Origin of the sequence: Methylophaga sp. UBA2689 (genome assembly GCA_002354555.1) — a bacterium.
GTDB lineage: Bacteria > Pseudomonadota > Gammaproteobacteria > Nitrosococcales > Methylophagaceae > Methylophaga.
Map to the genome: position 1 here is coordinate 2,555 of DELT01000035.1, position 7,694 is coordinate 10,248.

Below are 7,694 nucleotides of genomic sequence, written 5' to 3' on the forward strand. Positions count from 1 at the left end.
ACCCATAACGGAATGGCATCTTCGCGGCCAAACAATCGCTGGCGGGCATCGTATTTAAGGCTATACGTGCCACTGCGATCTATTTGCTGATCAAAATCAATCTTCGACATATCGACGTTCCCAGACAGTCACCTCTGACAGAGTATGCTGGAATTTACGCCGGGTTTCACGGATCACGAATGGTTGCGAAAATGGCCCATCAATTAATTGAAAGTGATTTTCCAACACGCTTTTGATGCCATCCAGTGTGGAAAAGCTTTCTCCGTCTTTTTTGAATCCACCCAGCCAATTGGCTTTATCCGTGTGTTCTTCCAGCCATGTATAAGGTGAGGCTAACACTAACAAGCCCCCCACATTAATTCGTTCATGTATCTGTTTTAAAAATAATATCGGGTCATACAAGCGATCCAGTAAATTAGCCGCTAAAATCAAATCATAGTTGTTGTATACCGATTTTAAATTACAGGCATCACCCTGCATAAAGTCAACCTTGTGCGCGTTATCTTCCAGACCAAAGTTTTCCAGCCGTTGTTCGCGATATAGTAATAAATCACCTTCATCTGCTACGGCATAACGGATCACGCCATCACGCTTGAGCTGGACGCCGAGATTGATCAGCCGCGCCGAAAAATCAATCCCCGTTACCTGATCAAAATGCCTGGCTAATTCGAAACTGGCACGACCCACAGCACACCCCAGATCAAGTGCGTGTTTTGCCGGTTTATCCCCCATCTTCTCAATAGCAATCTGGGCGATGGCTTTTTGAAAGTTGGGCACATCAAAATAACTTTCACCGTAGTGAAATTCGGCATATTCCGACAGCATTTTGTCGGTCTCGTAGTTTGAATCAAGATTCACCACAGGCGCATCTGATACCACATAACGGAACCCTGCATGCTGAAAAAAGTGACGTCTGAAAGCATAACGGGATGATAAACGGCTTTCATTGCCACAGGAAATCCAGCTGCCACCTTTTATCAGATTATGTTTTCCATCATATGTCGGCGTAGTGAAGTCGTCATAAAGGCGATGAACCTGTGACCCATCGAACGGATAAATTGGCGTTTCTGTCCATTGCCATACATTGCCTCTGACATCATAAAAGTCGCCCTGCGCAAAATGATTTACCGGACAGGAAGAGGCAAAATGATCCAGATGAATATTGGCGGGTGCCGAGTTCTCGTCCAGTTCTTCGATATCTGCAACATCAACCAGTCGATACCATTCATCTTCGGTAGGCAGGCGCACGGTTTCACCGGTTTGTTCAGCCTTCCAGGCACAGAATGCCTTGGCTTCATGATAGTTTACTTCTGCCGGCCAATCCCAGCGCATTGGCACAACCTCAGCCATTAATCGCAACTGCCAGCCCTGCTCGGTTTTTAGCCAGAAAGGTGGATATTCAGCTTGTGTAAATTCCAGCCACTGCAAGCCTTCCTGCTGCCAATAATGTGACTTCTGGTATCCGCCAGCCTCAACAAAGGCTAAAAACTCCTGATTACTGACCAGATATTTGGCAGATTGAAAAGCTGGTACTTCTGCCTGATGTTGACCATATTCATTGTCCCAGCCGTAATACTCATCATCAAAGGATTTACCCAGTTTTATGTGACCAGCATCTACCGGTATAACTGTGTTCTCAGGAGCTGAACCGGAAATATCACAAGCTGGCCATGTCGGATGGGGTTGTACCCACTGTAATTGCTGCTGGCGAATTAGTACTGATGAGGTTTCCAGATGGATCTGTTCATGCTCAATACACATCACGATGGCCCACCAGGGGTTTTCCCAGTTAATAGGCAATTGCAGAGGAGCTTTTTGAATAAGCTGATTAACGGTTTTTTTCACCTGTTGCCGATAGGCTTTTACTTCCGCCACCGATGGCCAGTCATAATGATCATCATTAAGATCATCCCAGCTCATTTCATCCACACCAACCGCAAACATTGATTCAAAACGAGGATTGATGCGCTGGGTCAATAATCCGGCCAATAGAAGCTTGTTAACAAAAAAAGTGGCCGTATGTCCAAAGTAAAAAATTAACGGATGTCGAAGCGGAATACTTTTCTGGTAATAGCCGTCTTCAGATTTCAAGTTATCAAACAGCGATTCATAGCGCTCGAAGTTTGCATTGAAATAGGCAGCTAGTTCGTGGCGAACAGCTTCCGGCTCTTTGGCATCCAATCGTGGTGTACGTATATATCTATGTTCTGAGTGGGAAAAAGATACGGCTTTTTCGGCAGTCATTGGTCAAAAATCCCTTTGAGGATAGCTGTGAGAATTTAATCTGACTTGTTTTGGACGAATAGGTTTCGAGTTAAAGCAGATTATAGCTGAGCAGTAAGCCAGGCTGTTTTGGCAGAAAGCTCTACCGAGCAACTCCATTTATAGGCCAAATTGATGGTTTCCGCACAGGCATAGACACCATGCCCGCGAACAATGACAACTTTATGACCGGCCAGCCCCTGCGCCACTGCCATAGGTGATTTCTCTATGTACTCGGCATAGTCAATTGAAATAACCGGAATGGTGGAAAAATAATACTGCCCTTCAAAATCCACCGGCTTAAAATCTTTACCATTCATCGTCATCGCAATCGCATGCGGCCCATGGCTATGAATAACGGCTCTGGTATTGGGATTATGCTGATAAGTAGCCAAGTGCAGCGGAGCGTCCAGTGAGGCGCCTTCCCCACAGTGGCCGTCAATATCACAGGGCACCAGCATTTCCGGTGTCAGGGTATCGGCACAACAGCCTGTAGGTGTTACCCAGATCTGATTATGCCAGCGAAAAGAAGCATTACCACTATGTGAATCATTGCAACCGTATTGACGCAGCCAACGGTAATGTTGAACCAGCTGGGTTTTGAGTTCGGCCAGTGAACTTTCAGGCATCTTCTTTATCTTTACGGGTATTTTGCAGATGCCTTAACCATTGAGAAGCCTGATTGCGGACTTCGGTGTAAGCCAGGGCACGATTCAGATGCTGCTCTGACTGTTGTATATTGCCCAAATGATAGTTGACCATGCCAGAGAGCATCCAGGCCTGTCCGCGTTTTGCTTCAGGTAATTTTTCCAGGCTTTGCTGAAGTGGTCCGGCAGCTTCATCCCACTGTTCCATGCTGATAAAGACTCTGGCCAGTTTCAGATCGGTTTCCCCTGAGGAATCCATTGATTGCATTCGGGCTAAGACCTGAGTGGCATTTTCATTTTCTCTGGCGGCTAACCAACTGTCAGCCAGTGATTCGAGGTTTTTGAAATTACGCTCAATAACCCCATCATCCATAGATTTCTGCAATAACTGGGCAGATTTATAGGGAATATTCAGATAACGATACATATTCGCCAGACGCAATACCGTGTCTTTGTCACCAAGATTCAGTCGTTTGGCCAACATCTGCACGGCCAGCGAGGTCAGACGTTTGTCCTGTTGGGCATAGAGAGCAGCCAATTGGTCCCAATAGGTTTTATTGATTGGAAAACGTTCAATCAGAATTTCCAGTACATTAATGGCTTGATTGTATTGCTGCATTTCCATATGTGCAGACAATTGCAGTCGGTACCAGTTTTCTTTGGGTGAATTATCACGCTGAATAGCAGTACGAATGGCCTCCACGGCATTGGTAAACTGATTTATCTGGTAATAAGCCGTTGCCAGTAACACATAGGCACTACTGTTCGCCTGAGATTCTTTGTTCAACCATTGTGTCAGCAGGTCGATGCCTTTCTGATAAGCACCATCGCTGATTAACAACTGGGCCAGGTTATAGCGCAGATTGTGGGTGACATCCTCCGGCAGGGCATTAAGTGCCAGGGCATCTTCAAACTGTTCTGCCGCCAGTTTGTACTCTTCGGTTTCAGAGTATAAATACCCCAGTGTTTGCAAAACGACTGCTCTTTCGTAACTTCCTGGATCGGTTTCACCGACCAACTTTTTTAAATCCGCTTCAGCCTGACGGTATTGTTGCTGCTCCATTTTTTCCTGAGCAGCATTAAGCGATTTGTAGGTAGCTTCACTAAGCAGGTACTCATCTTCAGCCATTGAGGTTAATGGCAATGCAAGACAGGCAACCAGTGTCATCAAAGCGAATTTTTGCGTAAGTTTCTTCATGTTTACCTGGCCAACTTAAATTCGATTTCCTGGGTCGCCCGGCGTTCAACCGGCTCACCATCGACGACTTTAGGCTTGAATTTCCATTTAAGAATAGCCGTCTTCGCTGCATTATCAAATACATTCTCAGGGCTGGCAGAAACCACTTCAGGATCCTTTACCCGACCATCACGGGTGATGGTGAATACCACTGTCACCACACCTTCAATACCCCGCCGCTGTGCAACACGTGGATAGTTGGGTGGAATTCGTACCAGTGGCACGACTTCATCATCCATCTGCGGTCCCTGCACCGGTGTAGGAGACGGTGCGGGTGCCGGTTCAGCACTGAAATCACCCAGATAAGGCTGACCGGCTATATTCAATGGGATATCAATTTTCGGCATATCCATCTGCGGTTGTTGCACATCCGGCTGCGTCATTTTAGGTGCCGTAGTCGGAGTTGGTGGCGGCGGCTCTTCCGGCGGTGGTGGTTTTTTGGGGATTTCACGCTTAATTGTTTCAGGTTGTGTTTCTTCCTGTTTCAAACGCACAAAGTCCAGCACCAGTATTTCATTATCATCCCGATAAAGACTGCTATCAGAGTTAGTCATTTCCTTCATCAAGGTGAACAGACCGTAATTGACCAGGATCGCAAGCAATAACCCAATAAAGATACGCATAGAAGGTGATTCTCCGCGACTAGTCTCGTTCAGCAGCAATTGAGACATTCGCAACTCCCGCAAGACGCGCTTGATCCATGACTTCAATCAACAAGCCGGTTTTGGCATTTTCATCGGCCAGAATAATCACTGAACCTTCCGGGTTTTCCGCATACATACGCTCTACATTGGCACGCACTGCACGACGATCTATCTGTCGTTGATCCATCCAGATTTCATCATTTTCACGAATCGAGATCAGGATATTGGCGCGTTCTTTCTCCACTGCTGTTTTTGCAGATGGGCGATTCACGTCCACCCCGGTTTCTTTCACAAAAGAAGTAGTCACAATAAAAAAGATCAACAGGATAAACACCATATCAATTAATGGTGTCATGTTGATTTCAGCTATACCGCCACTTTGACGGCGGGAATGTCGTTTTCGCATAAACTTTCCTAATCTCTGCGTAGGGCGTCAGCCACGTTATTAACTTCTCTGGCAACACGCTGTTCCAGCTGAGTAATGAAATAGAGCCCTGATAAAGCGGTCAGCAAGCCACCCATCGTTGTTATTAATGCCACTGAAATACCACCGGCCATACCACGGGTATTACCGGTACCAAACACGGTCATCACATCAAAGGTCTGAATCATGCCGTTTACCGTGCCCAGCAATCCCAGCATCGGTAACGCTACTGTCAGGGTTCGAATCAGAATCAGAAAACGTTCCAGCATCACCTTGCTTTCTGCAATCATGCCCTGGCGGATTTGCTGAGCATACCAACTGGCCAAATCGTCTCGCTGATGCCATTCATCCATCATCTTGCGCACTTCACGAGGGTGCAGGAACCAGATAAAGATGTAGCGTTCGATTATTAGCGTCCACATTAAAATTGACGCCAATAAAATCAGCCAGAGCACGGTGCCGCCGCTTTCCATCAGCAGCTGTATTTGAAAAAGATTATTCGTCACGGCGTTGAGTTTGTGTTTCAGCGTTGCGTGCAACAATTGCTGCACTTTCTTCGTCAAGGATCTGAATCAAACGATTACTTTTACTTGATAAAGCGCTATGAATTAACAATATAGGAATCGCTACCGCCAGCCCTAGTTCCGTAGTCACCAATGCCTGTGAAATACCACCGGACATCAGTTTCGGATCGCCGGTACCAAACAGCGTGATCGACTGGAAGGTTTCAATCATCCCCGAAACCGTACCCAACAAGCCCAACATCGGCGTAACAGCAGCCAGAATGGCTAACGTAATAAGGCCACGTTCGATACTTGGGGTTTCACGCAGGATGGCTTCATCCAGTTTGAGTGAAAGGGTTTCGACATCCTGAGCGATTTTGTCACTGTAAACCGACAAAATTCTGCCCAGTGGGTTTTTCATATTCAGTTCTTTTGTTTTCTGCTGCTTGCTGACGCCATGTTCCATCCGCATCAATACCACAAAGCGAATCAGTGCAATCAATAAACCAATTGCCCCTAGAATCAGAATGATATAACCGATCCAACCACCTTGTTTAATGCGTTCTTGCAAATTAGGTGTTTGTACCAGCAAGGCCATGATGGCACCACGAGTCGGGTCTACTACAGCAGTTTTTAAAGCTCCGGCTTCACTGGTTTCAAATTCTTCCATGAGATCACGTAGGCGCTCAACCGGTTGTCTGGCTAATTCCACCAGATTGCGATTTTCTGGCATATATCGCAGAAACTTGCCATCACTGAAAGCAGTAAACACACCTACCCGAGTCACATTACGATCAGCAACTTCACCATTAGCCGTGATCACCTGAGCGGGAAACTGTACTACTTTGCCTGAATGCGTCATTTCATGTTGCAACACTAACCACAGCTCACGTAACTCATCGATACTAGGCTGTTGTTTACGTTCACTTAATTCCGTCAAAAAAGCGATTCGTTCTGGATATTGCACACTGGTCATGGAGGATTCAATCACTGCACGACTGTCATTGGCCATTTGGCGAACTGTACCAAACAACTCACCCAGTGAACCAGAACGTTCCTGTAACAGGGATTCCTGTTCCGCTAATTTGAATTCGTTTTCTTCAAACTCCTCATTCAAAGTTTCGGTACGACGTTCTTCCGCTGCCAGGTCAGCTTTGGCTTGGGCCAATAATTCAGCTTGGCGATCCCGTGCTTCAAGAAACTCTGTTTCACGAATGCGGTTCTGTTCCTGTTCTATTACCCGTTCACGCTTGACCTGTTCCAGCAACTGATCGAGATTTGCCGGTTTATCAGCGGCCATGACAGTAAGAGGCAAGGCCATTAAAGAAATAATAAAAATAGAAATGCTTCTCATTGGTTTGCCTCTGGCGTTTTGACCGGCAGGGTCAATAAATCCGGTGGCAATTGTTTACGTGCCACTTTCATACCCTGAATAACAGATTGAACAGAATCACGTGGAAGCTGCTGCCAGCTTTGAGTTTCCTGATCCCACATACCGGCTTCCAGTTGATCCAAGGTCAGGTAATACAATCCTACGCGGCCAACTCTGAGAAAATCGACGGTACGATTTCGATCTTCGGTAACCAGTTCACCTTGATAGGCTTCAAGGGTACGGCCATATTCAGTCTCCACCTGATAGGCTTCCAGAATACGACGATATTTTTCTGACAAATTAACATCCGCGCGATCCATCATCGTTTTTAGTTGGGCGACACGACTGTTGCGTTCTTCCGGTAAAAACGGCGTGTCCAGCTCAACAAACTGTTCAATCACTTCCACCATTTTTATCATCAGCGGCGTGATGTCACGTTGCGTGGTATCGATATTGGCTAGCTGATCTTCAACTGAGGCCAACTCGTCCTGTTGAGAAGAAACCAGCTGTTCAAGTTGGCTGTTATAAGCCGCCAGACTTTCTTTCTGATTGAGCACACTGCGATATTCCGCCAGCAGTTCACGGGTTTCATCATCAAGACTATC

The 7,694-nt window shown here is 46.3% G+C and carries 8 protein-coding genes; all 8 read right to left on the reverse strand.

Going from position 1 to position 7,694, the window contains the following annotated elements; all coding sequences use genetic code 11:
- Positions 1 to 96: 96 nt before the first annotated feature.
- Complete coding sequence (gene ovoA, locus B3M51_RS03565) at positions 97 to 2,244, reverse strand: 5-histidylcysteine sulfoxide synthase (RefSeq protein ID WP_292756887.1); 2,148 nt, start codon at positions 2,242 to 2,244, stop codon at positions 97 to 99.
- An 80-nt stretch (positions 2,245 to 2,324) separates the two neighbouring features.
- Positions 2,325 to 2,891, reverse strand: coding sequence for a class II aldolase/adducin family protein (locus tag B3M51_RS03570; protein ID WP_292756889.1), 567 nt, complete (start codon positions 2,889 to 2,891; stop codon positions 2,325 to 2,327).
- Positions 2,884 to 4,107, reverse strand: a complete 1,224-nt coding sequence (locus B3M51_RS03575) for a tetratricopeptide repeat protein (protein ID WP_292756891.1) — start codon at positions 4,105 to 4,107, stop codon at positions 2,884 to 2,886. Before B3M51_RS03575 ends, B3M51_RS03570 begins: the two co-directional genes overlap by 8 nt.
- A gap of 2 nt (positions 4,108 to 4,109) precedes the next feature.
- The gene (locus tag B3M51_RS03580) at positions 4,110 to 4,817 is read right to left on the reverse strand and encodes an energy transducer TonB (protein WP_292480288.1); all 708 of its coding nucleotides are present in this window, start codon (positions 4,815 to 4,817) and stop codon (positions 4,110 to 4,112) included.
- Positions 4,789 to 5,196 carry an ExbD/TolR family protein gene (locus B3M51_RS03585; protein WP_069296122.1) on the reverse strand — a complete coding sequence of 136 codons (408 nt, stop codon included), beginning with the start codon at positions 5,194 to 5,196 and terminating at the stop codon, positions 4,789 to 4,791. The genes B3M51_RS03580 and B3M51_RS03585 overlap by 29 nt, the downstream gene beginning before the upstream one ends.
- Positions 5,197 to 5,204: 8 nt before the next feature.
- Positions 5,205 to 5,669, reverse strand: a complete 465-nt coding sequence (locus B3M51_RS03590; RefSeq protein WP_292756893.1) for a MotA/TolQ/ExbB proton channel family protein — start codon at positions 5,667 to 5,669, stop codon at positions 5,205 to 5,207.
- A gap of 40 nt (positions 5,670 to 5,709) precedes the next feature.
- Complete coding sequence (locus B3M51_RS03595; RefSeq protein ID WP_292756895.1) at positions 5,710 to 7,071, reverse strand: MotA/TolQ/ExbB proton channel family protein; 1,362 nt, start codon at positions 7,069 to 7,071, stop codon at positions 5,710 to 5,712.
- Positions 7,068 to 7,694: DUF3450 domain-containing protein (locus B3M51_RS03600; RefSeq protein WP_292756897.1), on the reverse strand; the 627-nt coding region annotated here is incomplete at its 5' end. The genes B3M51_RS03595 and B3M51_RS03600, both read right to left, overlap by 4 nt.

Bases quoted from the DNA above. Each gene is read 5' to 3' on its own strand.
- ovoA (WP_292756887.1), bottom strand. From the start codon at position 2,244: ATGACTGCCGAAAAAGCCGTATCTTTTTCCCACTCAGAACATAGATAT.
- B3M51_RS03570 (WP_292756889.1), bottom strand. From the start codon at position 2,891: ATGCCTGAAAGTTCACTGGCCGAACTCAAAACCCAGCTGGTTCAACAT.
- B3M51_RS03575 (WP_292756891.1), bottom strand. From the start codon at position 4,107: ATGAAGAAACTTACGCAAAAATTCGCTTTGATGACACTGGTTGCCTGT.
- B3M51_RS03580 (WP_292480288.1), bottom strand. From the start codon at position 4,817: ATGTCTCAATTGCTGCTGAACGAGACTAGTCGCGGAGAATCACCTTCT.
- B3M51_RS03585 (WP_069296122.1), bottom strand. From the start codon at position 5,196: ATGCGAAAACGACATTCCCGCCGTCAAAGTGGCGGTATAGCTGAAATC.
- B3M51_RS03595 (WP_292756895.1), bottom strand. From the start codon at position 7,071: ATGAGAAGCATTTCTATTTTTATTATTTCTTTAATGGCCTTGCCTCTT.